This window comes from Thiohalomonas denitrificans (assembly GCF_900102855.1).
GTDB classification, from domain to species: Bacteria; Pseudomonadota; Gammaproteobacteria; order Thiohalomonadales; family Thiohalomonadaceae; genus Thiohalomonas; species Thiohalomonas denitrificans.
Genome location: NZ_FMWD01000001.1, coordinates 37,779 through 62,530 on the forward strand (window position 1 = coordinate 37,779; position 24,752 = coordinate 62,530).

Sequence of the window (24,752 nt, forward strand, 5' to 3'; positions counted from 1 at the left end):
CCCTGCCCCGCCCCGCTGCCGGATTTCCGCAGGGGGGCTATCCATCTCGCTGAGTTGTTTGTTAACGTCATCTTTGTTTCAAGGGACACAAATATAAATAGAGTTCACATCATGCGCACTGCACTACTGTTGGTGATTCTTTCTGTCTCGTTCGCGGCATCAGCCTCACCCTCCATTTCCGGCGGGCTCTGGAGCAACTACCGGTACATCACCGATTCGGAATTCACCTCCGCACCTTTCAATGAGGAACTGGACCGGGAGACCGTCGGCGATGTCGCCGATGAGGCACTGATCCTGTACCTGGACGACGAACAGGAAGGGAGCCCATGGTCACTCTCCGCTGAAATGCGCTTCGGTCCGGGAAGTTTCACCGACCCGGGCAACAACTCCACCGGCGACACGTTTGGCCTGCACAAGGCCTGGGTCGGCTACAGCATCAGCGACACCCGCGACCTCAAGCTGGGCAAGAGCCAGGTCCCGTTCGGCTGGAAAACGGTCAATTTCTGGCCCGGCGACCTCCTGCTCGGCGGCTACGGTGATCAGATGGATGTGGGCGTGAAATACAGCGAGGCCGGTAAAAACACCCGCTATCAGCTGGCCTATTACCATGCCGACGACTGGGGCGAGACCAGCACCGACACCATGGATGACAACGGACATTGGGGCTCGTCGGAAAGCTATCGGAAGGTCCATACCGTCGTTGGCAATATCGACTACCAGGTCGCCGCTGACCAATGGATGGGAATATCCCTGCAGGCTGGCGAACTACAGGATCTGCGATTGATCGACACTGTTCCGGCCGAGGCGGAAGTCAGCGGTGATCACAGCGCCTGGAACCTCCACTATGAGGGTCGTTTCGATGAGTTTTTGCTCAAGACGCAGTGGCTGGATATTCGACGCGACATCCCGGGCGGGACCTCGGAAATAAAAAACCGGCGCGCCGCCATCGAACTCGGCTTCGATGCCACCGAACGCTGGTTCACCTATCTCGACGCGAGCTGGGCCGACACCGACACGGCCGGGAACGACAGCGATGCCGTAACGGCGTTCGCCCCGGGCGCCCGCTATCATTACGGACCGGGCTGGATCTATCTCGAATATCTCACCAGCACCGGCGATATCGGTCGTGATGGTGACATTTACGAGGCCGATTTCTCCGCTTTCTACGCGTCGATCGATTACTACTTCTGACGGATGCTGACCGGGAGAAAGCAACCGGCCCAAATTTGTCATGCAACCGAAAAGGAGCCGACTGCATGTTCAACAAAATCATGGTACCGGTGGACCTGGCGCACCTGGATGCGCTTGAGAAGTCACTCACCGTCGCCGCCGATATGGCTCGACACTATGACGCCGCGCTCTGTTATGTAGGCGTGACCACATCCCAGCCCAGCGCGGTGGCACGGACACCGGAAGAGTACAAGACCAAACTCACGGCGTTCGCCCGCCAGCACACCCCCGACAACGGGCATCCCGCCACAGTCGCGGTCTACAACAGCCATGATCCGGTGGCCAACCTCGACGACATTCTGATACAGGCCATCAAGGATGTGAAAGCGGACCTGGTCGTGATGGGTACTCACCTGCCCCACCATATCGATGCCGTCATGCCGGCCAATGGCAGCAAGGTAGCAGCACACAGTGACGTATCCGTCTTCCTGGTACGCCCCTAAGGCGCTGTAGAACAGACATAACGGAGAACCCTCGTGGAGAGCAGACCCGACAACGATGATCTCGAGCCATCCGTTGGCATTCCGGCCCCCGAAGGAGCGGCAAACCTGATCGATACCGACTACCAGATCGGCCAGGATAACTACAGCACCAGTAAATTCGGCATCCATGTCGATATCCATGGCGCCGTCTTTGCCTTCTCCTCGCTGGTGATTCTGGCTTTCGTCATCATTACCCTGGCGCTACCCGAACACGCCGGGTCGGTGTTCGAGAGCATGAAAGACTGGATTACCGGCAATCTCGCCTGGTTCTTCCTCCTGGCGGGGAATATTTTCGTCCTGGTCTGCCTGAGCCTGATCTTTTCGCCTCTCGGCAGGGTGCGCATCGGCGGTGTCAGTGCCGCGCCTGATTTCTCCTATCTCTCCTGGTTCGCAATGCTGTTTGCCGCGGGCATGGGCGTTGGCCTGATGTTCTACGGCGTTTCGGAGCCACTGACCCACTACGCCACCTCACTGGCTGGCACGACAATGGAAGGCGGCCTGCGCACCGACTGGGCGCCATTAGGTGCCACCGCGGATGATCCGGAGGCAGCCATGCGCCTCGGCATGGCGGCGACCATCTTCCACTGGGGCCTCCACCCCTGGGCGATCTACGCCGTCGTTGCCCTGTCCCTGGCGATCTTCTCCTACAACAAGGGGTTGCCCCTCACCGTACGCTCCATCTTCTATCCGGTTCTAGGTGAACGCATCTGGAGCTGGCCGGGCCATATCATCGATATTTTGGCGGTGTTTGCCACGCTGTTCGGCCTGGCGACCTCACTCGGGATCGGGGCACAGCAAGCGGCCGCAGGACTTAGTTACCTGTTCGGCATCCCCACCGGCAACACCACCCTGGTGCTGCTGATCACGGGTATCACCGCTGTTGCACTGGTCTCCATCATTGCCGGTGTGGACAAGGGGGTTAAACGCCTGTCGGAGATCAACATGGCGCTGGCCTTTCTGCTGCTGATGTTCGTATTCCTTGTCGGCCCCACGCTGCTGATCGCCACCGGCTTTGTACAGAATATTGGCGCCTACGTGCTCGAACTGCCATTCCTGTCGAACCCGTTCGGACGCGAGGATGCAAACTTCAGCCAGGGCTGGACGACCTTCTACTGGGCCTGGTGGATAAGCTGGTCGCCGTTCGTGGGCATGTTCATCGCCCGAATCAGCCGTGGACGCTCCGTGCGCGAATTCCTGATTACCGTACTGCTGGTTCCCTCGGCCGTATCGGTATTCTGGATGACCGCCTTCGGCACCACCGCCATTGAGCAGGTAATGAGCGGCTTCGAGGGAGCGCAGAATGCCGACCTGGAGTTGCAGCTGTTCCATGTGCTGGGACAGATGCCCCTGACCGCCATTACCTCCTTCATCGGCATCGTGCTGGTGATCGTGTTCTTCGTTACCTCTTCGGACTCCGGCTCGCTGGTTATCGATACCATCACTGCGGGCGGCAAGATCGATGCGCCCAAGCCCCAGCGCATGTTTTGGGGGGTTATCGAAGGCGGGATCGCCATCGCCCTGCTGGTCGGCGGCGGGCTCAGCGCCCTGCAGGCCATGGCGGTCTCCACCGGTTTGCCATTCACTCTCGTGCTTCTGGTGGGATGTTACGCCATCATAAAAGGGCTGATGGACGAGCCGCGGCCAGCCAACAGAATGTAGGATGGGGTGAGCCCCCGCGAACCCCATCGAGAACCGACCATATCCGATGAATGACGGGGTTCGCAGGCTCACCCCATCCGGCGATGATCGGACGGAGGCCAGCAGGTGCAAGCGTCTCCTGCCGGGCTTTCTAGCCGAGACTGCGGTGTCAGAGCCACAGCTCGCCAATGGGGGTGTCGGGCGAGTAATACCGGGCCACCTGGGCCTGAAACAGCTCGGCCGTTGCCATGGCATCGACTTTGGCGTGGTGTGAGGCGTAGTCCGGCAGACCGTAGCGCTGACGACTGTCCATCAGACGAATCGACTGCCTGGGAAACCCCAGCAGACTCCGCAGACGCGCCATCATTCCCTGGCGGGTCCGAATGGCCTCAATGGTCATGGTGTCGATCACGGGAAACAGGCAGTGCTCGCCCCGCCGGGCCATCACCTCCGCGTCCAGAAACGGGCGTTCGATGTTCCGATAGTGCACCACCGGAACGTGTCCGGCCATGGCATCGAGAATCTCGCCCAATACCTCATCCAGATCCGGTGCACCCGCCACCTCACTGTGAGTGATATGGTGGATACTGATCGAGTTTGCATTCATCCGGCCGGGCGGCCTGACCAGCCAGTAGTGACCCCGCGCAGGCCAGATACGCTCCAGGGTAAAGGGCACCATGCCAATGGAGACAATGGCATGCCAATGGGGATTCATCCCGGTAGTCTCGAAATCCAGCGCCAGAAAGTTGAGGTCACGCAATGCTGTCCCGGCGCCGGGCAGACCCGCAGCATAGAAGCGTTGCAGGTCCGGATCGCGACAGAGCCGGGCCTGTTGCTCAAACCAGATGGCCCAGTCTAGCGCCTCCCGGGATTCGGATTTTTCCATCGACACCACTTCAGCGAATCGGCGTCGGGTACCGGTAACGCAGAAATTTCTGCGCATTGCTCAACACCTGAAAGGCCTCCTTGAGATTGTGCCTCTCACTGTCCGATACGTTTTCCGGTTCGATATTGTTGTCTGGTGAATGATCGGTTCGCAGGCCATGTGCCTGATGGCGGATCCGCACCATGGAGATAAACTCGAGCGCGTAGCGCAGTTTGTCCACCTGTCCGGCCGGTAATATCTGGGCCCGTTCGATATCATCCAGCCGATCAAAGGAGTTCTGCGACCTTGAGCCTATTGCCAAGGCATGAACTCGAATCACATCCACCATCGGTGCCGTTCCGCGGCGCTTGAGGTCAATCGAGTTTCTCTGCCGGCCATCCTTTTCCATCACGAAGGTGCGAAAAAAACCCAGCGGCGGCGTACGACCCAGGGCGTTACGCGCCAGAGCGGCCAGGAAACGCGGGCTCTTGCTCGCCCGGGTCGCCATCAGGTCCTGCAACTTCTCGACGAACCGCTCATCACCATAAACCGCATCGAGATCAAAAAAGATAGAGCTGTGCAGCAGTCGTTCGGGATCGGGCCGGGAGACCCACTTTTCGAAATAGCGTTTCCAAACCGACAACGGCTGACGCCACTTCTCGTTGGTTGCCATTATGCCCCCGGTACAATAGGGATAGCCGCACGCACTCAATCCATCGCTGACCCGTTTCGCCAATTCGAAAAAATAGCCGTCATGCTCCCCGGGATTGAAGCGATCATCGAGGATGAGTGCATTGTCTTGATCGGTAACCACCGTCTGCTCGTCACGCGCCATTGAGCCGTTAGCCATCAGGCAGTAGGGGATTGGAGCCGGTCCGAGTTCCTCCTCGACCAGCTCAATCAAACGACGAATCAGACTGCGGCCCACCGTAGACATGGCACTGCCGATCATCCGCGAATTGGCGCCCTCGTCCACCAGGCGAACAAAGGCCGCGCGTACGTCGGGCATCAGACGCGCCAGCCCCTTTACGCTGGGTTGGTGGAAAATATTGCTGATCAGGTAGAGGCTGCTCTGAGTCTCGTAGCGGACGACATCCGACAGGTGCACCACACCGACCGGGCGACGACGATGCAGGACCGGCAGGTGGTGCACGTTTTTGCGCAGCATCACCAGCATCGCCTCGTAGATCGTCTCGTCCGACTGGACCGTCACCAGCCGCCCATGGTTGATCTGAGCCAGCGCTATCCGGGGCGAGCTCCCCTCTGCCAGTACACGCACGCGAAGGTCATGATCGGTCAGTATGCCGCTCAATCGCCATGACGACGAATCACCGAGTTCCTGAAACGCCTCCTCATCAGCCTCTTCTGCAGGCGCCAGCAGCAATACCGAAGAGACATGGTGCTCGGTCATGCGCCTTGCCGCCTCCTCCACGGTGGACGATTCCTCGATGGTAACCGGCAGGCGACTGAGCAGGGTGCGTACGCGAGTGACCATCATGTCGTTTTCGCGCGCGCTCTGCTCGACCGTCGCCTTGAGCCGCGAACCGAACAGCTCGACAAAATCGGAGAAATTCTCATCCTCGGCGCAGAGGCGGTCAAACACCGTGTCCGGAATCAGGTAGACGAGCGTATCCTCGATCGCCCAGGCCGGAAAACGGACCCGTCGATTGCGTAGCAGTCCAAAGTGGCCAAAGATATCCCCCTCCCCGAGCCGGTTGTAGAGCTCCCCGTTATGTCGATAGACCTCCACCGCACCACGTCGAATGTAATGGAGTGCGTGGATCGGCTCACCGAACTCGAGGATGGCAGAACCGGCACGGAAATAGGCGATCTCCACCGAGCCCGCCACCATCTCCAGCAACTCTTCGCTTAGCCGATCAAAGGGCGGGAAACGACCCATGTGTTCACCGATTTCTCGCACTTCCGCTTCCATAAAGAAACTGACCTCATATGTCGCGACTTCCCACAGGAATCGCCGGCTGACAGAGTTTCAACAGCGAAAGTAGCAGTCTCGTCAGCCAACAGGAAGGGGTCGGCCACCGTGTTCCCACCACTGAGAACACAGAGAATTGTTCAAATACTCAGTGCCCTCTATGGTGATCCCCCTGATTTCCCCGAGTCCCCGTGTACCCCGTGGTTCAATTCGCGACATTCAGTGTCCCCTGTGGTTTTACCTGGCAACGGCACGAGTTGCTAACCTTGGGGAAGACCCGACGGAAAATTTCCCATGGACCTTGCTCATAAAGTCGCCTTTCTGCGTCAGCCTGAAACCTATCCTGCGACTGTGGAACGAGTCGAGGCCATCGAAACCCACATGTCGTGGGTATTCATTGCCGGAGGTGATGTCTACAAGCTCAAAAAACCGGTCCGCTACAGCTATCTCGACTTTCGCACTCTGGACGCCCGTCACCAGGACTGCCTCGAAGAGGTACGACTCAACCGCCGCCTGGCCGATGGTGTCTATCTGGGAACACTGCCGGTCACGGCCCGTAGCGACGGTGGGGTGTCCATCGATGGCGGAGGTCGAATTGTCGACTGGGTGGTACATATGCGACGACTGCCCCGGGAGAGAATGCTGGACCGGCGCATCCAGAGCGGGGAGCTGGACGCCGATGAGCTCCGTCCCGTTGCCGAACGGCTCGCCGATTTCTACCGGCAGTTATCTCCGGTCGAAATCAACCCGGAGGAGTACCGGCACCGATTCGCGGACGATATCGACGAAAACCGACGCGAGTTGATGGACCCGGAATTCGGACTGCCGGCGATGCAAGTGAAGGTCCTGTGCGATGCACACGACCAATTCCGTCAACAGAACGCAAGCGAACTGGACCGGCGCGTAGCCGACGAGCGGATTATCGAGGGCCATGGTGACCTGCGTCCCCAGCATGTCTGTCTCACCGAGCCGCCGGTCGTGATCGACTGCCTGGAATTCAATCGCGGTTTCCGAATCCTGGATGCCGTGGATGAGCTCGCCTACCTGGCAGTCGAGTGCGAGCGTCTGGGTGCCGACTGGGCCGGAACGCAGCTACTAACCACCTACTCCGGCATAACCGGCGATCAGCCGGAACCCGCGCTCGTAGATTTTTATGCCAGCTTCCGGGCCACCCTGCGGGCAAAGATCGCCATATGGCACAACCGCGACGACGATGTCAATAATCCGGACAAGTGGGTGCAGCGGGCCAGGCAGTACCTCGCCCTGGCCGAACATCACGCGAAGCGTTTCTGAAGATGCCGAGGCAGGAGGCTCGCGCCCCAAGACGATTTCGTAATGGCCATCGCGCCGAGGGCGGCCCTCCTACCCCAGCACGCCCTCGCGGTGATTGGCATCATGGGTTATCGCGCCGGGGGCGGCCCTCCTACCAGAAAGAGCGGAGGCACATTTCCGGTAGGAGGCGCGCCCTCGCGGTGATTGCCATCATGGGTTATCGCGCCGGGGGCGGCCCTCCTACCAGAAAGAGCGGAGGCACATTCCCGGTAGGAGGCGCACCCTCGCGGCGATTGGCATCACGGGTTAGCGCGCCGGGGGCGGCCCTTCTACCAGAAAGAGCGGAGGCACATTCCCGGTAGGAGGCGCGCCCTCGCGGCGATTGGCATCAGCGGCGATTGGCATCACGGGTTAGCGCGCCGGGGGCGGCCCTTCTACCCAGAAAGAGCGGAGGACATTCCCGGTAGGAGGCGCGCCCTCGCGGCGATTTGCGTCAGTGAGGCAACGATTTCAATAACCGTAGACCTGCGACAGATCCGCCAACGATTCGCCCCCATGCAGACGGCGGATGGCTTCGGCGATGAAGGGACCGAGCCCGATCACCTCGACCCGCTGTTGCAGAAAGGCCGGATCGAGGGCCGCCGGTGGAATGGTGTCGCCGATGAAGATGTGCTCCAGCGGGGATTGGCCCAGTTTGTCGTCCGCTCCAGGGGCAAATACCCCGTGGGTGGCGACGGCGATCATGCGACGCGCGCCGCGCTTTTTGCATGCCTCTGCCGCCCTGGCCAGGGTGGTGCCACCGGCGATCAGGTCATCGACAATGATGATTGTCTTATTAGTCACATCGCCGACCAGCTGCTCTCCGGAGACGACACCGCCGCTGCGCTTTTTCTCCATGAACCCGTTACCGGCCGGCCTTTTCAAGTGCCGCTCCAGGACTTCACGAAACCGCTCGGCGCGCTTGACCCCACCGGCGTCGGGGGAAAGCACCAGGGCGTCGTCTGCCCCGATGAAGTCAGCCACGGGGGCAACGAAGACGTGCCGTGCCTCCAGGTGTTCGGTTGAGCAGCGAAAGGCATTTTCGAAGGCCGAAGGATTATGGACATCCACCGCCAGCACTCCATCAGTGCCGACGGCTTCGAACAGCATCGCCACGTACCGCGTGGTAACCGGGTCATGGGGTTTGGTCCGACGATCCTTGCGGGCGTAACAGAGATAAGGCAGAACCGCGGTCACCCGCGCGGCCCCCGACTCCTTCAGGGCCCCGATAAAAAACAGCAGCCGTACCAGCTTTTCGTCGACACTTTGGCCGCCCCGCCCGTGCAGCGACTGGACTACGTACGCATGCCGGTTCCGCACCTCGACCAGGGGGCGCGCCTTGTGTTCACCATCCTCGAACTCGCGCTCCTCATGTTCGCTGAGCGGTACCTCCAGGGTCCGCGCCACACTTTCGCCGAACTCCCGGGAGGCCTCAAGGGCAAACAGCATCGGTATGGATGCCATGCTCATTGCTCCGTATGAGTCTGGAGCCACTCCCTGGCCAGGCGCGCGACCTCTTCGAGTTTTCCGGGCTCTTCGAAGAGATGAGTCGCACCGGGGATGATCTCCAGGCGAATCTCTGCCTGCATCTGGTCGGCAGCCTCGCGGTTGAGCTGGATCACCTGCTCATCACGTCCCCCCACCAGCAGCAGCGTTGGAGCCTTCACCCGGGGTAGTGCCTCTCCAGCCATATCGGGTCGGCCCCCGCGGGAGACCACAGCCGAGATACTCTCGGGCTTTTCAGCGGCTACCCTGAGTGCAGCCGCCGCACCGGTGCTGGCCCCGAACAGGCCGATAGCCAGCGAATGCAGCTCCGGCTGTTTCCGAACCCAATCCACCGCGTTTCCCAGACGGCGGGAGAGCAGCCCGATATCGAAGCGCAACTCGGCACTGTATTGATCGATTTGATGCTCATCCGGCGTCAGCAGGTCGAAGAGCAGGGTCGCCAGGCCACCGCCATTGAGGTCTTCGGCGACCAGGCGGTTACGCGGACTCAGTCGGCTGCTGCCGCTGCCGTGGGCGAACAGCACGATGGCACGGCTCCCCGCAGGTACATTGAGGTTCCCCGGGAGCGTTGCGTCCGGCGTTTCTACCATGACCTCGCTTTTAGCCACGGCGGGTCGATCACTCATGCTGGTTCCCTCCCAGAAGCGCAATGACTTCATCATCCGTGACCTGCCCGAAGTCCCGGAAAAACTGCCCGACCGCCATGAACGAGCCCGGCGTCTCCAGACAGACCATCTCATCCACCGCTTTGCCGATGCGATCGGCCGTCTCCGGCGGCGCTGCACCGATGCCGACGATCACCTTTGCAGGCTTTTGCTCCTGCACGGAGCGGATCGCCGCCTGCAGCGTGGAACCGGTTGCGATACCGTCATCGACCAGGATAACTACACGGCCTTCGGCCTTTGCGGGGGGACGTCCGTAGCGTTCACGGCGCTGCCGGATCTTCGTCAGCTGCCGCTCCGCCTCGTCATCGATATAGGATTGCTCGATGCCGTACTGCCGAGCCACCGGAGTCAGCTCCACATGGCCGCTCTCATCCACGGAACCGATGGCATACTCCGGGTTCCCCGGTGCACCCAGTTTATGGACAAGAACTACATCCAGCTCGCCCTCGAGGCGATCGGCGATGATGCGTCCCATGGGGGCACCGCCCCGGGGAATCGCCAGAATAAGGGGGTCATCGCCGCGGTGATGTTCCAGGCGATCGGCAATTTTTTCGGCGGCTTCCTCGCGATTTTGGAACATGGCGCTCCACCCTTCCCGTTCGATACCCGGAGTATAGGAAAGGGAAAGGGGGTTTTTCGGGCAATGGTAAGCACGCCCCCAGGGCAACCGCATACTTTAACTCTGAAGCGAGTGATGCAAATCCTTAAATAGCAGGTAGGCCGTGAATATGTCCGGGGTTCTAGCGCAGCACCCCTGCTGCCCACGACCTGCTATCAAGGCCTTACATCGCGCGCCGGCACAGCAAAATACCGGTATGCGTTTACCCTAAATAGCTGTTCCGAAATCGTGTCCAACACGCTCCTTTGGAGATATACATGTAGGAGCGACGGAAGCCGCGATTTGGCGTATCGCGACTTCCGTCGCTCCTACATCCATGGACACCGATTTGGAGCACGTATTTAGCCCAAAAAATTTACGAATTAACCGCAAAACTTCCGCTCCTGCGCACGCCCCTCACCTACATCCATGTAGTCGAAGACGCCAAGAGCGCGCGAAGAATTCAAGGGCTTATTGGCGCACATGGCCGAGAACCATCGGAAACGGCACAACCGTGGTCGGTCCAGGAAAACACGCAATCAAAACTTTGCGTTCTTTGCGTCTTAGCGGTGAATAACAGGTTAGTGGACTCAGGGATGGAACAGTCCCGAAATGCTCAGTGCACCCATACCAATAAGCATGGCGCCCGCGGCCCGTTCCAGTCCGCCCTTCCAGCCGGACAGGCGTTCACGGACCTCGGCCCCGATGTGCGCCACCACGAGACTGAACAGGACCGCGGGAATGGCCACCGCACCCAGCCCGAATCCCAGCCCCAGCATCAGGCCGGCCATGGGATCGGCCGTGACCGCCGCCGCCAGTGCCACGGTGCCAAGCGGTACACAAGGATTGAGCGCCATCGCCGTACCCATTCCGAACAGCCCCATCGGCATCAATGGGGCATCGGCGGGTTTGCGGTGAAGGGTGATTTTCGCCTCACCTTCCGGACTCCGATGCCCGCTGCAAGATGCCGGGCTGCCTTCACTTTTTCGGACTGACCGCCACAGGATCACCAGCCCGACCGTTACCGAGGCGATCCCCAGCACAATGGTCCCGGTGCCGTTTTCCAGCTGCACGGTTACCGCACGCCCCGCGGTCGCCGCCATCGCGCCAAGGACCGCGTAGGCGGACAGCCGCCCCAGGGAGAACGGCAGGATGGTGCGCCAGGCCTGCCGAATACCGCCCGAACGGGCCAGAAAGACGGGCCCCAGATAGGGCAGACAGGCAATGTTGCAGGGTCCGGCACCGTAGATCAGGCCCATCACTACTGCTGCCGAGAAGCTGAGTGCAACCGGTTCCATTTACCTGCTCCGGGATTCAAATCGAGTGGACTGAACAGGGTCAGCGAGAACATGGATGACCCACCAGGGCTCTCCCCGGAGAGGGCCATTTAAAGAGGGGCGTCCCTGCGTCTGAACTCCTGTTGTGCTTAGAAACGCAGGGTCGCACCTGCATAGTAGGTGCGGCCCGGATTCACGACGATGGAGAGGTCTTCTTCGTCGTAGACGCCGTCTTCGTTACCATCCCCGGTACCACGAACGGTGTTATAGAACTGCTCGTCCAGGACATTGTCGACCCGGGCAAAGAAAGACCAGCTCTCCCTATCGTAATTCACCAGTAGATTGAACACCTCGTGGCCGTCAATTTTCAACTCATTGATTTCATCGGCGTAGTAGGAGGAGATGGCATCCATTTCCCCGGTCACCAGCCAGTGGCTGGCCGGCCGGTAGAACGCACGCAGATTAAGGTGGTGGTCCGACACACGAGGCACCTTGTTGCCGGCATTGTCGTAGGTCTTGTCGCACGCCGCCACACTCCCCCGCTCGATGATGGGAGTAAACCCGGCTGCACAGCTTCCATCTATCGGTTCCACCCTCAGGTGATATTCGTCATAGTTCGTATAGGTGCTGTCCAGATAGGTGTAGGCAAGATCCATGGAAACCTTGCGAGAGGGATCCGTCATCAACGAGAGCTCAAGACCGCGGCTCCGGAAATCCCCTACGTTGTCGTAAACGGCATCCGCACTGGTGGAGTACTGGCCACCGGTGGAACGGATGTGGTCGTAACGATCGAGCTGGAAAATGGCAGCATCGAAATCGACCGGCACACCGAGCCAGCGGGACTTGGCGCGAACCCCAATCTCCTTGTTGACAGTGGTTTCGGGATCGAGGTCGGGATTGGCCGCGGTGCGATGGCTGGGGCTGTTGCTGCCGACGAACAACTGCTCCGGAGAGGGCGCCCGGAAGCCCGTGGAGGCGTTGGCGTAGAGGTCCAGGTTGGAGCGAAGCGAATAGTTACCCCCCAACCGCCACGAACCGACATCGAAATCCTCCTTACCGTTGAGCTCCGGCTCGAGCTTGTCCTCGTATTCGAGCTCGATACGGTCCACCCGGCCATTGGTGGTTACCGTCAGCCGTTCGGCCGCCTGCACCTTTACTTCACCATACAGCGCCTGCACCTTCTCGTCGGTGTCGTTGAAGTTGTGCGGATCGCCCGGTTGGTAGGTTGTCCTGTCCCAGCCGGTGGTTTCGATACGATAGGTGTCACGATTTTCATAAATATTATCCCGCAGATCCACTCCCGCCATCCAGGCAACACTGTCGCCACCGGTTCGGAACTCCGACTTCACCCCGCGCTGTACCTGATGGTAGTCGTTGTCGTAGGTATAGACTTCCGGGTCCTCATCGGTGGGATTCGTCACGAATACGGTATCGTCGGTGAACTGGTAGGCATTGACCATCCAGTTGGAGGTTTCCCCGATATCATTGGAATAGGTCAGGAAGTACTTGGAAAGGTCGACGTCATAGTGATTGGCGTAATCGTTGTAGGAGGGGTCCTCGCTCTTCGGGTCCTCCTCGGCCGCCGTGACGCCCTTGACGTTGCCGTGGCTGTTCTTCTTCCGGTTCGAGAGCTCAAAGCCGAAGGTCAGGTCGCTGGTATCACTCAGGTAATACTGCATCTTGCCGTTGAGATAGTCGGCTTCGGAGGCGGAATCATCATGGTAACCGTCCGTTTCGCGACGGGAGACCTGAACATGCCCGCTGCCCTTTTCACCCGCAAATCCCGCTCGGGCCAGTCCCTTCCGATATCCGAAGCTGCCCGCTTCGGCCTGTACGGTATACCCGGCCATATCGGCACCGCGCTTGGTGGTGATAATTACCGCACCCGAGAGTGCATCATCACCAAACAGATAGGAAGCGCCGCCCTTGACCACCTTGATGGATTCGATGTTATCGAGGTCGACGTTGACACGGCCCGTGCGTTCAAACACAGGCACACCGTCGATGACCACGGCCACACCCGGCTTCTCCCCCATGTAGACCTGGTTCTCGACGCCGCGAATGTGGATCTTCAGCGAATCACCGCTCTGGACTTCCGTGGTGACACCGGGAACCTGCTGGAGTATCTGCTGGATATTTTTTGGGTGATTTGCATCCACCTCTTCGCCGCTAATCACGGCGATATTCGACGGTTCATTTCGCTTGTTGTCAAAGCGATCATCGATCGTGGTGGACTCCACCTGGATGATCCCCAGGTCTTCTGCCACGGCCACCTGTGTGCCGGAAAGCATCACACCTCCCAGCAACGCTGTGCTGACGGCTGCTGCCAATCGAGACTCACGAAATTCAAACATGCCTAACCCCTTAACTATCACTTGTAATTGAATTATGTTTTTTCTATCCGTGTCATTGCCTCCCTGATAGCCTCCTTGGCACCGGTTTATATCCGCTGAATAGCTAATCCGACTGAACCCATTCTTTTCAAAAAGCGATCACGGTTTTCCGGACAGATTTCAACTCTCAGGACCGGCCGGCTCGGCATCAGCCACTTCCGCCTGCCACGCTTCACGAGCGAGAATCGCGGCTCCGTAGGCCGTGGTGATTTGAGGAATATCGGGAATGACCAGCTCGCGCATCAGTTCCTCTTCAAACGCCGCCACAAGTCCCTTGTTCAGCGCGGGACCACCGTCGAAATAGATGCGATCCTCCAGACCGACCCGCTTCGCGAGCCTGATGGTTCGCTTGGCGATCGAATAGTGGATACCTGCAACAATCTCCTCTTTGGAATAACCGCTCGCCAGCAGACCGATCACCTCCGATTCGGCAAACACCGCGCACGTGCTGTTGATCGCAGGCGGCGCACCCTTGAGGTTGAAATGACAATCGCCGAGTTCGTCCAGGTTGAGCTCGAGGTTGCGCGCCGCCATGTCGAGAAAGCGACCAGTACCTGCGGCACACTTGTCATTCATGGCGAAATTGACCACATTGCCGTCGTCGTCGATCTGAATCGCCTTCGAATCCTGACCCCCGATATTGATAATGGTCCGCACGCCGCCGTAAGCCTCTCCCGCCTTTTTTGCCCCCATGGCGTTGGCGGTGATCTCGCTCACCGATTCATCCGCTTCGCGATAGAGTTTTCGTCCGTAGCCGGTCGCCGTGACGAATCCGACGTCGCCGTGCTCAAGGCCGTTTTCCTTCAGCAGCGAATAAAACGCCTCCCGGGCATTGCCGTAGAAGTGGCTGCCGGTTGCAACGGTCTTGCTGGCGAAGAGGTTATCCGCCTCATCGACCAGAACCACCTTGATCGCGGTCGACCCGATGTCGATACCTGCAAAATACGGCATGCTACTTTCTCCTCCTGCGTGCCTTGAGCGACTCGATAAATGCCTCGATACGCGTCGAAAGTTGTCCGATATCATCCGGGCTGTAATCGGTCTCCACATACAGCGAAGGTATGCCCTCGTCGGCCAGGAAGCGGCTGATACCGCGCTGCTCCATTTCAAAGACCTGACACCCGGAAAAGGCCTGGTACACCACACCATCCACCGCAAATGTGCGTGCCAACTCCAGTAGCCGGCGCTTGCGATCCTCGTCACTGACAAAGATGGGGCAGGTGCAGGGTTTGAGGGCACGGTCGGCGAGTGCATCCACCATGTCGTAGAGCTGCCACTCATCGACATTGACGGCGTCATAGAGCATGCGATTGGCGGAGCAGGTTTCGTCGGCAACGATGACCGCCCCCGACTGCTCGATCAGCGTGGGCAGCTTGAGGTTGGGAAAGATGGGCGGTGAACCGGTAAACAGGATGCGCGGTGCCCGGCGCTGGGCGGCGGCGAAGCCCTCCTCGCAGCGTTTCTCCACCTCATCATTCAGCGCCTCGACGGCATCGGTCCAGGCATCGATGTCATCGAAGAAATAGGCATTCGTCACCAGAAACACATCCTTGCCGAGGATGGGCGCGAGCGGCGCCATGCGCAGGCGATGCAGTCTACGAAAGGCCTGCTGTGCGCGCGCCACCCTGGCGATACTGTCGCGCAGGCTGTTGCGGGTAATCTTGTGCCCGGTGAGTGAACCCAGCTCGCGGGCAAACCCGTTGACATTGCTCTGCCAATAGGTACGGGCCGCCTCACTCTCCTTGGAGGGAGGCAATTCGAGGTGATAGACCCGGTAGCCGGCCTCCTCCATCAGACGACCCGACTTGGTCTTCTGGTCACAGGTGGTCACGTTGACAATGTCCCGGCCTTCGTCGAGCCAGGAGGCGAGTCCACTGGAGAGCATGCCGAGTGTCGCCTTGACCAGGGAACAGGACTTGGCCGGCATGAACTCCGCCCCGAGTTGGTCGTGCGTATGGGACCCGTTGCAAAGACGTACGGGTACGGCACCGGCGGCGTAGATGAGCTCATCGGGGACCTGCACGCAGGTGGTGCCGATGACCCGTTTCCCCGGGTGCGGCACTTCGCCCTCGCAGTGAATGCGGCGGTAGAGTTCATAGAAGTAATCCATTGCCTTCGGATTGTCGGGAAAGTCCTTTTCAATCTTGTTCAGCGCCTGAGCGGATTCGCGGGATAGCTGCTTGCGCGCCATCTCGGTCTGTTTTGCCTGTGCCTCGGCGCTCATTTCTTCCTCCTCTTGGTCATGCGCTTGAAGAAACCGGCTTCGGTCGATTCATAGATGGGGATCCCCATGAACGTGGCCTTGAGTGCCCCCTCCTCGGGGCAGGAGGCGACGCACTTGAAGCACATCATGCAGTCATCCTTGACCAGCGTCTTGCTCTCGACGTCGTCCGCTATTTCCTTGATCTGCATGTCGCAGGCACGATAGCAATCACCGCAACGGGTGCACTTGCTGCCGTCCTTGCGCAGCTTCAGCAGCGCCACTTTCGAAAACAGCGAGTGGAGCGCGCTCATGGGACAGAAAAAGCAGAAAAACCGCTTGTTGATGAACCCGCCGATAAAGAAGATCCCGAGCACCAGCATCCCCAGCCCCGTCATGGTGGCGGCGGTTCCGGTGGAGAAGTCCACGGTCCACTGGGAGAAATCACCGGTAAACGCCGGGATGACCATGCGCGCCGGGCAGATCTTGCAGAACGGCGTCCCCATGTCCTCCGGCAGCGTCGGCAGTCCCGCCACGGAATTCGCCATCAGAAACGGGAGCACGATCAGGAGGATCAAGAGGATGTACTTGATCTTCTTGAGTCGGGTGAACCAATCCAGGCTGTAGGTGGAATAGCGGATGCCGAGCTTCTGTCGCAGGCTCGTCATCCAGTCCTGGATGGTCCCCAGCGGGCAGGCATATCCGCACCACGCCTTGTTGAAGACAAACAGCCAGGCGACAAAGGTCAGCAGGCCGGTGAGAATACCCAATCCGCGCCAGCTGATGATGCTGTCCCAGGGGATATGGGTCTGGTGCTGCAGCGGCAGGAGATAGCAGACGCCCGCCCGCCCCGGCTGGTTGAAGCCACAGGAGAACGTCGGCAGGGATTGGCCGAGATTGATCAGGAAATACCCGCCGTACACCAGCAGAACAAAAAACCCTAACTGTATCCAGAAGCGAAAGCGCCGGATATCCGCCCCGTTGATAAATGCCCGTAGCCGCTTCACTGGAGCCGCTCCCGTCCCGCCCGACTGTGCTTCAGCCGATAGAGGAACAGGCCTGCGGCGCCCAGTGCCGCTGCGACCAGCGCCACGATGAGACCGACCAGATAGGACGAATACTCCAGTTCGGAGGGATAAAACGTACCCGGCAGGGTCGCCCGGTAATGGGCCTCTTCAAACGGTGTGCCATCCAGCTCACCGGACGCCTCGACCCGATACTCCGCGGTGACCAGGAAGGCCTCGTGATGCCTCTTGTCGAAGTCGTTCCAGGCGGGGTAGTAATCGCGAATCAGTTTGAAGACAGCCCGGCCGTCCGCGTCTGCCACCACCTGTTTGGTCCAACCCTCCTGGGTAGTCAGACTGACGTTGGCACCGGCGGCGGGGCTCCCTTCGTAGTGGACCCGAAAGCCCACCTCATCGCCGGATCGAATCCGCGTATGGAAATCTTCACCGGGGAGACGTTCGCGAATGATCTCCAGCGGCATACCGGCCCGGTCCCGCGGCGGCATGCGTGATGCAGTGAGTTTGGGATCGTGTCCCTCGCCGCAGCTGTGCTTGAGGACCTCCGCCTTGACGATGGAGCTCTTCAGCACGGCATCTTCGACGCTGCGTTCGATAAAATAGGCGTTATAGAATCCTTCTTCGGGCATGGCGAAGGTGATGCCGCCACCGCTGTCGACCTTGAACAGGTCGGGTGTAAGACTTTCGCCATCGATGCCGAACACGCCGAAACTTGCATCATCAGCGGGCTGCGTATAGACGGCGGATGCCGGCTCACCTCCGGATCTCAGCCAGAGACGCTTGACGTAAACCCCTCCACGGCCCCGTTCGACCATGCCACCGTGCGCATGATGTGCGCGCTTGGCCCATTCCGCATTCGGCGGCTGATCGGAAAACCAGACCGGTCCGGCCTGCACACTTCCAGCCAACCCACCGGACAGCAATGCCAAACCGATCACCCAGCGTCGCCATTCAGCCATCTTCTCTCCCATACCCATTCACCCCAACCATCGAACCAAGGTCCTGAAGACGTGCGTGCGTTACCGCTCGTTTTTTTAATGGAGTACCTTGAGCGGGCCATTCAGCCTCGACACTGGTCAGATGCCCTGACGGCAGTTCAGACACACACGGACACACACAGACACAAACGGACACAAACCAACACAAACGATGCAGTTAGCATGTTCCATGCCTGCAGATAAACCGCTGTATTTATTGGGCAAAAATCTCAAACAAGACTGACAGTGCGTGTTTTGCCGCACCTGACAGCGGCAAAGCACACAGATTGGCGGCGAAACCGGTTCGCAACGCCCGGATGCGCTATCTTTTGCTTATAAGGTATCCAGGGAGGTCTGCCCGACATGTCGACCTTGCATCCCGCTGACGTTCTGCGTCAGCTCGCGACCGAGTTCCATCACCGCAAGCAGGAAAACAAGGAGAAGGCGGGGCACCACAGTCAGCAGCGGCGCCATCATGAAAAGGAGCTGGAGGAGCTACAGACCGATTTCGAGTCGATATTGCAGCGCTGGGTGGACAATGAACCCGAACGCGAGGCATGGCGTGCCCATTTCTATCACTTTGAGCCGGTGCCTGCGGGTCCGGAACTGGAACAGCCGCCCCTGTTCAGGGGGCGCAGTTCCAGCGGAGGTGTTTTGGAAATCTGCAAGGCGCCAGGCCCCGCCTACGAAATCATTCTCGATGGAACACCGGTTCGACGTACCAGTGAAGCCCCCGGACTGACCGAGCGGCGGATTGACCGAATGCGTTTTGAAGAAACAGAATTCGAAGAGGTATTCGACGCACCGGAGGAAGCGCAGGCCCCACTGGCCGACTTCTATGACGGGCCACGGGGTGCTGCCCCCTGGGAGTACTCCCGATCGCTCTTCAGCGACGGGCTCATCGATGCAAATTTCGGGCTGACAGAGAGGGGCCAACGGTGGCTCGATACCCGGCGACAGGGGCGTGAAGGCGGAGTCCAAGTCTGGTTGTAATCGTTACGGATTCACCCGATAATCGCCCACGCACAGAACCCGGGTCAACGGGGAGTCGGCTATGGCCCACAGACAATTTCCGACGCTCGTTCGATACGGATTGATCATCCCGGCGTTACTGCTTGCGGGCCTGCTGCGCCTCGCCCTTGACCCTGCGCTTGGCTTCTATGGACCGATAACCACCTTCTTTGGCGTCTCTATGGTGGTCGCCTGGTATGGCGGCCGGGGACCGGCGCTGCTTACCCTCTTGCTGGGTGCCCTCGCAGCCGCCTACCTCTTCATGCCGCCACGCGGCAGTTTTTCGGCTGCGCCGGGCCAATGGCTCGGGGTCACACTGTACCTGGCCATCAATTTCGTTGTCGTTCTTCTGGTGGTGTACCTCAAAAGCAGCAAGGAGAGTGCCGAGCTCAACGACTTTCGCTTCCGGCGTCTGCTGGAGGCGGGCAACGTCGGGATCGCCCTCGCCGACAGTACAGGGCATATCAGGCATGCCAATCCCGTACTTCTGAACATGCTCGGCTATACCCCGGCCGAGGTCGAAGCCGGCGAGCTTCGCTGGGATCGCCTCACGCCTCCTGAATTCACCGAGATCACCCTGGCAGCACTTCGCCAGGTCGATTCCGACGGCCTGCCATTTGGCCCTTACGAGAAGGAGTACATTACCAGGAGCGGGGGACGGATCCCGGTCCTGATCGGCCTGGTACCTTTCGAGAGAACGCCCGACGGGCCCCTGACCGGGGCCATCTTCGTTATCGACCTGAGCCCGATGAAAGAGGTGGAAAAGCAGCTTCGGCTGCAGGAGGCGAGGATGCATATTGCGGCCCAGACCGCCGGCTTCGGCTCCTTCGACCTCAACCTGGAAACCGGTGAGGAGTACTGGTCCCCGGAGATCAAAAAGCTGTTTGGATTGCCGCCGGAGGCAGCAGTAGCACTGGAAGCGGACCGACTTCCGATCGCTTTTCACCCCGATGACCACAAAGACGTTCTGCAAGCCGTCCAGACCGCAATGGATCCGAACGGCTTCGGTGAGATGCAAGCCGAACACCGAATTCTACAGCCGGGCGGCAAAGAAATATGGGTACTCAACCGAAGCAAGGTGGTTTTTGCCGGCGAAGGAGCAAATCGTCATCCGGTTCGTCACATCGGTGCTCTCATCGACATCGATGAACGCAAGCGTCTCGAGGAGGCGCTGCGGGCCAATGAGGCGCGTCTGAAACGTGCCAATGCCGAGCTGGAACAATTCGCCTACGTCACCTCCCACGATCTCAAGGCCCCCTTGAGATCCGTCCACGGACTCTCCACCTGGATCGAAGAGGAGACCGCCCCGCATCTCTCCCGCGATGGCCGGCGCCATATGCAGCTGCTACGCGATCGCGTGGCGTATATGGATCAGCTGCTCAATTCCCTGCTCGAATATTCCCGGGCCGGCGGTCAGGTCAGCGAACTGAAGAGTGTCGCCACCGCCGATCTGATCGAGGAAATCATTGCCGAAATCGAGCATCCTCCGGAGTTTCGGGTTGAAATCGTTTCGGAGATGCCCCGCTTCACGACCGATGCATTTCACCTCCACCAGGTGTTCAGGCAGCTGCTCGACAATGCCGTCAAACATCACGACCGTCGCGATGGCCGGGTTGCCCTATCCGCCCGGGATCTGGGTGCGGCCTATGAATTCACCGTTACCGATGACGGCCCTGGCATACCTGGTGAGTGTCAGGAGTGGGTATTCAACCTCTTTCGACAAGGACCCGATGCACCGAACTCAACCGGTACCGGGGTTGGTCTCACGGTGGTGAAGAAGGTCGTCGAAAATATCGGCGGTGATATCCGCCTGGAATCATCACCCGGCGAGGGTACAACCTTCCGGTTCACCTGGCCGAAGCAGATCCCCATCAACGGCTCTTGTCCGCCGACGCGGAGTTCTGACGAAATCCCCGCCTGAGGTCTGCAAGGACGCGATTACAGACCCATCTTCCGACCAGGCCTTCGGTCTTTCCGTAGACAGTGCCCCAGCTTGAGCCATGGTAAGGCGCATAAGCAAATCAGTAGACTTCAATGTTAGAATATTTTCATCCGCCATTTGCCTGGCACCCGGAGCGGGCCGAATACCACGTTCGGCCTAACATTTAAGAAAACAAACCAATTATAATTATGAAACAGACATATCGTACCCTCGTTGTCGCTCTTGCCGTCTACACCCCCTGCACCGCCTTCGCCACCAACGGCTACCAACTGATCGGTGTGGGGGCCTACCAAAAGTCACTAGGCGGAGCCGTTACCGCAAATCCCGGCAGCGCCATGACCGCCGTGACCAATCCCGCCGGCATGGCCCGTATCGGCAACCGCGCCGACTTTTCGATGGAAGCCTTCATGCCCGAGCGCGAAGCCGGCTTTTCGGCCACCGGTGGAGATACGGCTGAGAGTGCGGTGGATATCTACGGCGTGCCCGCCATCGGCTGGACCGCACCGGTTAGCGAACAGAACCGGGACGTCTACTTCGGCGGCGGCATGTATGGCACCTCGGGGATGGGGGTTGATTACGCGCCGACATTGATGATGGCGGCTCATCCCGACAATGGCCTGCCTGTCTACTGGGACGGCTACTCCAATATCTCCTTCTGGCAGATGGCACCGACCCTCGCCTGGAATCAGAACGAGCGGCTGAGTCTGGGTGTCTCCCTGAACATCGACTACCAGTCCGTCGCCTTTCGCCAGCGCGCTACACAGGACACGACCAGTGACGGGATGGGTGACACGACTGTCTCCAATTTCGACCTGGGTCGCTCTACCAGTTCGTTCGGGTTTGGGCTATCGCTCGGAATGATGTACGACCTCACCGAGTCCATCGACCTCGGCTTCGCCTACAAGAGCCGCCAGGAGTTTTCCGACCTGGAATACCAGCTGGCACAGGGAGATATCACGGATCAGTCGGGCAACCCTCTTCCGGCCGGTACCTACAAGCTGGACCTCGACTACCCTCAGCAGGCGTCCCTCGGTATCGCCTACCAGGCCACACCGGCATTGACCGTTTCGGCGGATCTCAAGTGGATCGACTGGTCCGACACCATGGACAAACTGGCCGTGGAAGGACCGGGAGTAACGGTTCCGATGGATCCGGGCTGGGATGATCAGACGGTGTACGCCGTCGGCCTCGCCTACGCGGTGAATAATCAATTGAACCTGCGCGCGGGTTACAACTATGCCAAATCACCGTTTGGCAGCGAGAAAGTCAGCAGCAATCTACTCCTGCCCGCAGTGGTCGAGCACCACTACACCATCGGCGGTGATTACCGGTTCAACCAACACTGGGAACTGGCCGCCCATTACATGTATGCCCCGGAGGAAACCTTCACGGCACCGGATGATGATCCGATCGCCCCGGGGGCGGAGATCAAACTGGGGGAGACCTCTTTCGGTCTGAACGTCGGCTACCGTTTCTGAATCCGTTCGGTGCGGGGCTCCGGCCCCGCACCCCTGTTTGCAATCAGACTCTCCCCCTGACCTGCTCCGTATCGGCAAGAACACGCAGCGGTTATTTGCCTCCCAAACCGTTCTAGAACTTGCGGTCACTCCAACCCTCGGCATCGGGCATGCCCGACAGGGCCTCCTCGAATTCGGAGCCGACCATACCGGCTTCGGGAGATACTCCGTCTCCCAGTTCGCCTAGATAGTAGTGCTGGAGTATGTCGATAAAACGCATCGCCTGGGGGGAAAGGAAACGGCCCTGGCGCAGGACGATGCCGTAGGAGCGCTTGGGGAAGTAGCGCACCAGTGATTTGCACGCCAACCGCTCATCACCGGTCAGACAGACATCAGTCACAATCGAGATGCCGAGCCCCAACTCCACGTATTTCTTGATCACCTCCCAGCCACCGGCCTCCAGCGCCACCTTGTAATTCACATTATATTGCCGAAACACCAGGTCAACGATGCGCCAGGTGGAGAGATGGCGGGGCGGCAGTATGAGTCCATGGGGACCAATATCCTTGAGCGTGACTGTTTCCTTGTGCGCCAGTGGGTGGTCCTGCGCGGCAATCAGGGTCGGGTCATAGGTCACCACCGGGCGGTAATTGATCTCCTCCGGCACTTCCAGCATGGAACCGACGGCCAGGTCCACATCATCCGCGCGCAGCATGGACATACCATCCCGCCCCGTGACGTTGTGCAGCTTCAAGCGGATATTGGGATAAGCCTTGGCGAATAGCCGAAGCGGCTCGGCCAGTATATAAAGAATGGTTGACTCGCCCGCTGCGATATCAAGCTCCCCGGATTCCAGTTTTCCGTAGCTGGCTGCAAAACTCTCGTGCAGCTTGTCGATACCCTCCACCAGCGGTTCCGCGAGCTTGTAGAGCGCCTCCCCTTCCGGCGTCATCTTGATGTGGGGACCTCGCCGCTCGAAAACGGTCACCCCAAACTCCCTCTCCAGAGCCTGTATTTGCAGCGAAACCGATGGCTGGCTGAGAAACAGTGTTTCCGCTGCCAGGGTGATACTCCCCGCTCGCGCAGTGTGACAGAAAGCGCGTAACTGCTTGAGCCGATTCTGTTTGTAGTAAAGATTGGGTGTGGAATTCATGGCATTTGTTTGTGGCTTCGCGTCTCTATCATTAAGTTAGCCAATATTGAGCATTGAAATAATTGTCGTGTCAAATACACCCAGGATCACTAGGATTACTGCCGTGGCTAATGACTTAAGGTCACAAGCATTGGAATTTTCAATACTAAGAATCGAAGCCGCATCAGGGGGATGTAATGGCGTCAGTCATGCACATTGCGATTGCCGGGACGTTCATGGCGGGGCTGGGTGTTGCACTGGCTTCGGTGCTGGCCATTGCCAATCGTCGTCTGCACGTGGAAGAGGACCCCAGGCTCGACGACATCGAAGAGATGCTTCCCAGCGCCAATTGCGGTGCCTGCGGTAACCCCGGGTGCCGCCCTTTCGCCGAAGCCCTGCTCGCCGGCACGACCGAGCCGGCCAAATGCACCGTCAATCCGGTCGAAGTGAATCAGGCCATTGCAGACTTTCTGGGCATTGACCTGGGCACCCCCGATAAACGCGTGGCGCGCCTGGCCTGTGCCGGCGGCAGTCACGTTGCCTATACCCGCGCCCGCTATCGCGGCCTGAAATCCTGTCGCGCCGCATCCGTCGTCTCCGGCGGCGGCAAGGGATGCAGTTGGGGCTGTCTCGGATTGGCCGATTGCGAAGCCGTCTGCGACTTCGACGCGATCCAGATGGATCAACACGGGCTGCCCGTGGTGGACGCCGACAAGTGTACCGCCTGCGGCGATTGCGTGGACATCTGTCCGAAAGATCTCTTCTCCGTACAGCCAACCAGCCACCGCTTGTGGGTCGCCTGTAAAAACCGGGACATGGCCGATGAGGGCGAGGCCCACTGCGAGGTGGTCTGTAATGCCTGCGGTCGCTGCTCCGCGGACTCACCCGAAGGGCTCATCGCCATGGAGGACAACCTGGCGGTGATCGATTACGAAAAAAACGACCTCGCCTCAAAGGTCGCCATAGAGCGCTGTCCAACGGGCGCCATCGTCTGGCTCGATGTTGTCAAAGGCGCCATCAAGGGAGCCAAAGCGAAGCGGGTCACCCGCAAACAACCCCTGCCCGAACGGGTGGAGCCGCTGCCCCGACCCTGACAACACCGATCCCCCAAGA

General features: G+C 59.5%; 20 protein-coding genes. 8 read left to right on the top strand and 12 right to left on the bottom strand.

Annotated elements, in window-relative coordinates; genetic code table 11:
• Positions 1 to 111: 111 nt before the first annotated feature.
• The 3 genes from BLP65_RS00150 to BLP65_RS00160 all read left to right on the top strand — a co-directional run bounded on the left by BLP65_RS00150 (position 112) and on the right by BLP65_RS00160 (position 3,371).
• On the top strand, positions 112 to 1,191 hold the full coding sequence (locus tag BLP65_RS00150; RefSeq protein WP_092991408.1) for a hypothetical protein: 1,080 nt from the start codon (positions 112 to 114) through the stop codon (positions 1,189 to 1,191).
• Positions 1,192 to 1,256: 65 nt separating this feature from the next.
• Positions 1,257 to 1,673 carry a universal stress protein gene (locus BLP65_RS00155; protein ID WP_092991410.1) on the top strand — a complete coding sequence of 139 codons (417 nt, stop codon included), beginning with the start codon at positions 1,257 to 1,259 and terminating at the stop codon, positions 1,671 to 1,673.
• A gap of 33 nt (positions 1,674 to 1,706) precedes the next feature.
• A complete protein-coding gene (locus BLP65_RS00160; protein ID WP_092991412.1) occupies positions 1,707 to 3,371 on the top strand; it encodes a BCCT family transporter in 1,665 nt (554 codons plus the stop codon).
• Positions 3,372 to 3,519: 148 nt separating this feature from the next.
• Here BLP65_RS00160 and BLP65_RS00165 read toward each other — a convergent pair whose 3' ends face one another.
• Together BLP65_RS00165 and BLP65_RS00170 are read right to left on the bottom strand one after the other, a co-directional pair.
• On the bottom strand, positions 3,520 to 4,293 hold the full coding sequence (locus tag BLP65_RS00165) for a 3'-5' exonuclease (RefSeq protein WP_245688188.1): 774 nt from the start codon (positions 4,291 to 4,293) through the stop codon (positions 3,520 to 3,522).
• Positions 4,247 to 6,148 (bottom strand): DUF294 nucleotidyltransferase-like domain-containing protein, encoded by a 1,902-nt coding sequence (locus BLP65_RS00170; protein WP_092991416.1) that lies wholly within the window; start codon positions 6,146 to 6,148, stop codon positions 4,247 to 4,249. Before BLP65_RS00170 ends, BLP65_RS00165 begins: the two co-directional genes overlap by 47 nt.
• 294 nt (positions 6,149 to 6,442) lie before the next feature.
• Here BLP65_RS00170 and BLP65_RS00175 point away from each other — a divergent pair, with 294 nt between their 5' ends.
• A complete protein-coding gene (locus BLP65_RS00175; RefSeq protein WP_092991418.1) occupies positions 6,443 to 7,441 on the top strand; it encodes a hypothetical protein in 999 nt (332 codons plus the stop codon).
• Positions 7,442 to 7,930: 489 nt separating this feature from the next.
• Here the strand turns inward: BLP65_RS00175 and BLP65_RS00180 are convergent, their stop codons facing one another.
• The 9 genes from BLP65_RS00180 to BLP65_RS00220 form a co-directional block, all read right to left on the bottom strand.
• Positions 7,931 to 8,923 (bottom strand): ribose-phosphate diphosphokinase, encoded by a 993-nt coding sequence (locus BLP65_RS00180; protein ID WP_317623040.1) that lies wholly within the window; start codon positions 8,921 to 8,923, stop codon positions 7,931 to 7,933.
• Positions 8,924 to 8,925: 2 nt separating this feature from the next.
• The gene (locus BLP65_RS00185) at positions 8,926 to 9,591 is read right to left on the bottom strand and encodes a dienelactone hydrolase family protein (protein WP_092991422.1); all 666 of its coding nucleotides are present in this window, start codon (positions 9,589 to 9,591) and stop codon (positions 8,926 to 8,928) included.
• On the bottom strand, positions 9,584 to 10,210 hold the full coding sequence (locus BLP65_RS00190) for a phosphoribosyltransferase (RefSeq protein ID WP_092991424.1): 627 nt from the start codon (positions 10,208 to 10,210) through the stop codon (positions 9,584 to 9,586). The genes BLP65_RS00185 and BLP65_RS00190 overlap by 8 nt, the downstream gene beginning before the upstream one ends.
• 608 nt (positions 10,211 to 10,818) lie before the next feature.
• Positions 10,819 to 11,526 (bottom strand): sulfite exporter TauE/SafE family protein, encoded by a 708-nt coding sequence (locus tag BLP65_RS00195; RefSeq protein ID WP_092991426.1) that lies wholly within the window; start codon positions 11,524 to 11,526, stop codon positions 10,819 to 10,821.
• A 128-nt stretch (positions 11,527 to 11,654) separates the two neighbouring features.
• Positions 11,655 to 13,859, bottom strand: a complete 2,205-nt coding sequence (locus BLP65_RS00200; protein ID WP_092991428.1) for a TonB-dependent receptor — start codon at positions 13,857 to 13,859, stop codon at positions 11,655 to 11,657.
• 159 nt (positions 13,860 to 14,018) lie between these two features.
• Positions 14,019 to 14,849: an acyl-CoA dehydratase activase gene (locus tag BLP65_RS00205; protein ID WP_092991430.1), complete on the bottom strand. Its 831-nt coding sequence runs from the start codon at positions 14,847 to 14,849 to the stop codon at positions 14,019 to 14,021.
• A 1-nt stretch (position 14,850) separates the two neighbouring features.
• Positions 14,851 to 16,122 carry a double-cubane-cluster-containing anaerobic reductase gene (locus tag BLP65_RS00210; RefSeq protein ID WP_092991432.1) on the bottom strand — a complete coding sequence of 424 codons (1,272 nt, stop codon included), beginning with the start codon at positions 16,120 to 16,122 and terminating at the stop codon, positions 14,851 to 14,853.
• Entirely contained in the window at positions 16,119 to 17,105 is a 987-nt protein-coding gene (locus BLP65_RS00215; RefSeq protein ID WP_092991434.1) for a 4Fe-4S binding protein, read from the bottom strand. Before BLP65_RS00215 ends, BLP65_RS00210 begins: the two co-directional genes overlap by 4 nt.
• Positions 17,102 to 18,079 (bottom strand): DUF4198 domain-containing protein, encoded by a 978-nt coding sequence (locus BLP65_RS00220; protein WP_139181389.1) that lies wholly within the window; start codon positions 18,077 to 18,079, stop codon positions 17,102 to 17,104. Before BLP65_RS00220 ends, BLP65_RS00215 begins: the two co-directional genes overlap by 4 nt.
• Positions 18,080 to 18,460: 381 nt before the next feature.
• Between BLP65_RS00220 and BLP65_RS00225 the strand changes: the two genes are divergently transcribed.
• The 3 genes from BLP65_RS00225 (at position 18,461) to BLP65_RS00235 (ending at position 22,528) form a co-directional block, all read left to right on the top strand.
• On the top strand, positions 18,461 to 19,090 hold the full coding sequence (locus BLP65_RS00225; protein WP_092991438.1) for a hypothetical protein: 630 nt from the start codon (positions 18,461 to 18,463) through the stop codon (positions 19,088 to 19,090).
• A gap of 61 nt (positions 19,091 to 19,151) precedes the next feature.
• The gene (locus BLP65_RS00230; protein WP_092991440.1) at positions 19,152 to 21,029 is read left to right on the top strand and encodes a sensor histidine kinase; all 1,878 of its coding nucleotides are present in this window, start codon (positions 19,152 to 19,154) and stop codon (positions 21,027 to 21,029) included.
• A 209-nt stretch (positions 21,030 to 21,238) separates the two neighbouring features.
• Positions 21,239 to 22,528, top strand: a complete 1,290-nt coding sequence (locus tag BLP65_RS00235) for an OmpP1/FadL family transporter (protein WP_092991442.1) — start codon at positions 21,239 to 21,241, stop codon at positions 22,526 to 22,528.
• A 112-nt stretch (positions 22,529 to 22,640) separates the two neighbouring features.
• On the opposite strand, the gene BLP65_RS00240 is transcribed toward BLP65_RS00235, so the two are convergent.
• On the bottom strand, positions 22,641 to 23,660 hold the full coding sequence (locus tag BLP65_RS00240; protein ID WP_092991444.1) for a LysR family transcriptional regulator: 1,020 nt from the start codon (positions 23,658 to 23,660) through the stop codon (positions 22,641 to 22,643).
• A gap of 176 nt (positions 23,661 to 23,836) precedes the next feature.
• Between BLP65_RS00240 and BLP65_RS00245 the strand changes: the two genes are divergently transcribed.
• Positions 23,837 to 24,733, top strand: coding sequence for an RnfABCDGE type electron transport complex subunit B (locus tag BLP65_RS00245; protein ID WP_175452382.1), 897 nt, complete (start codon positions 23,837 to 23,839; stop codon positions 24,731 to 24,733).
• The last annotated feature ends 19 nt before the right edge of the window (positions 24,734 to 24,752 follow it).

Coding starts and splice junctions, on each gene's coding strand:
- BLP65_RS00150 (WP_092991408.1), top strand. CDS start 112: ATGCGCACTGCACTACTGTTGGTGATTCTTTCTGTCTCGTTCGCGGCA.
- BLP65_RS00155 (WP_092991410.1), top strand. CDS start 1,257: ATGTTCAACAAAATCATGGTACCGGTGGACCTGGCGCACCTGGATGCG.
- BLP65_RS00165 (WP_245688188.1), bottom strand. CDS start 4,293: ATGCGCAGAAATTTCTGCGTTACCGGTACCCGACGCCGATTCGCTGAA.
- BLP65_RS00170 (WP_092991416.1), bottom strand. CDS start 6,148: ATGGAAGCGGAAGTGCGAGAAATCGGTGAACACATGGGTCGTTTCCCG.
- BLP65_RS00175 (WP_092991418.1), top strand. CDS start 6,443: ATGGACCTTGCTCATAAAGTCGCCTTTCTGCGTCAGCCTGAAACCTAT.
- BLP65_RS00180 (WP_317623040.1), bottom strand. CDS start 8,923: ATGGCATCCATACCGATGCTGTTTGCCCTTGAGGCCTCCCGGGAGTTC.
- BLP65_RS00185 (WP_092991422.1), bottom strand. CDS start 9,591: ATGAGTGATCGACCCGCCGTGGCTAAAAGCGAGGTCATGGTAGAAACG.
- BLP65_RS00190 (WP_092991424.1), bottom strand. CDS start 10,210: ATGTTCCAAAATCGCGAGGAAGCCGCCGAAAAAATTGCCGATCGCCTG.
- BLP65_RS00195 (WP_092991426.1), bottom strand. CDS start 11,526: ATGGAACCGGTTGCACTCAGCTTCTCGGCAGCAGTAGTGATGGGCCTG.
- BLP65_RS00200 (WP_092991428.1), bottom strand. CDS start 13,859: ATGTTTGAATTTCGTGAGTCTCGATTGGCAGCAGCCGTCAGCACAGCG.
- BLP65_RS00205 (WP_092991430.1), bottom strand. CDS start 14,849: ATGCCGTATTTTGCAGGTATCGACATCGGGTCGACCGCGATCAAGGTG.
- BLP65_RS00210 (WP_092991432.1), bottom strand. CDS start 16,122: ATGAGCGCCGAGGCACAGGCAAAACAGACCGAGATGGCGCGCAAGCAG.
- BLP65_RS00220 (WP_139181389.1), bottom strand. CDS start 18,079: ATGGCTGAATGGCGACGCTGGGTGATCGGTTTGGCATTGCTGTCCGGT.
- BLP65_RS00225 (WP_092991438.1), top strand. CDS start 18,461: ATGTCGACCTTGCATCCCGCTGACGTTCTGCGTCAGCTCGCGACCGAG.
- BLP65_RS00230 (WP_092991440.1), top strand. CDS start 19,152: ATGGCCCACAGACAATTTCCGACGCTCGTTCGATACGGATTGATCATC.
- BLP65_RS00235 (WP_092991442.1), top strand. CDS start 21,239: ATGAAACAGACATATCGTACCCTCGTTGTCGCTCTTGCCGTCTACACC.
- BLP65_RS00240 (WP_092991444.1), bottom strand. CDS start 23,660: ATGAATTCCACACCCAATCTTTACTACAAACAGAATCGGCTCAAGCAG.
- BLP65_RS00245 (WP_175452382.1), top strand. CDS start 23,837: ATGGCGTCAGTCATGCACATTGCGATTGCCGGGACGTTCATGGCGGGG.